This window comes from Borborobacter xinjiangensis (genome assembly GCF_047739745.1).
GTDB lineage: Bacteria > Pseudomonadota > Alphaproteobacteria > Rhizobiales > Rhizobiaceae > Pseudaminobacter.
The window spans coordinates 1-1,027 of sequence record NZ_JBLLVA010000085.1 but is presented as its reverse complement, the minus strand read 5'-3'; the positions used below and the strand labels follow the sequence as shown (position 1 = coordinate 1,027).

Genomic DNA, 1,027 nt, shown 5'->3' with positions numbered 1-1,027 from the left:
GCCCGCACCACACCATCGGCACCGGCGACACCGACAAAATGCGCCCGGTCCACGATGCGTTGTCGCCTTCCCCGGCACAGAGCATGATCGGCAACGACCTGGCCAGCATGCCGGATGATCACACGGCCCGCCAGCACGACAACCTGAACGGTCTCGCCGATCAGACGCCAAGGCACCGAGTAGCTGTTCGTGTCGAGGTCGATCGCACAGTCGGCCTGGACCTTGCGCACCAGATCCCGCAATTGCCCGAACGGCGCACGGCCAGCCAAGGGGCGCAGCGCACCAGCTTCAGCAGCAAACCGCTCTGATGGCGCAATGCCGGTCGTGCCGTGCTCCCGCTGGTCGGCGACCTCGCGTATCCACCGGTCCAGATGGGCCTCGAACGCAGCCCAGTTCTCGAACCGGCGGCCGGCGATCGCGTTCTTCTTAACGTAGCCAACCCCGCGCTCATCTTTGCCTTTCGTCCGCGCCCGATATGGCGCACAGGCTCGCGGCGTGAAGCCCCAGTATCGGGCAAAGGCATGCAGGCGGGCATTGAACTTCACCTCGCGCGTCACCGCGTCATGATGCTCAACCAGGGCTTTGGCATTATCCAGAAGAACTTCCGCCGGAACCCCGCCGAAACGCAGGAAGGAGCCTTCCATCCCCTCAAACCAGTCCGCCTGACGCTCACGCAGCGAAGGCCGGATATGCATCCGCCGCGAATAGCCCAGTGTTCCCACGAACAGGTGCACTCGAACCCGCTCACCCCCGATCCACACGCGAGTGTCACCAAAATCGATCTGCATCTGATGGCCCGGCGCTGTCTCGAAGCGGATCGTCGCGCGCTTCTGCGCCTTCAATTCCCGCCGCCAGCGCTGCACTCGTAACTCCACCGAGCGGAGACCGATCACGATCCCATGTTCGCTCGCCAGTTCCTGGCGGATAACGTCGGCATTGCCGCCATGGCGGAAAAACCGCTCGCGAAGCCAATCATCCAATCCGTCGAAGGCTGTTCGACGACGAGGTTGCCGATAGGCAATCACAC

General features: G+C 63.5%; 1 protein-coding gene. It reads right to left on the bottom strand.

Translation table 11 applies throughout. The features are described from left to right. Positions 1 to 1,027, bottom strand: a 1,027-nt coding sequence (istA, locus tag ACLKMW_RS26430) for an IS21 family transposase (RefSeq protein ID WP_415727503.1), incomplete at both ends; no start/stop codon positions are given.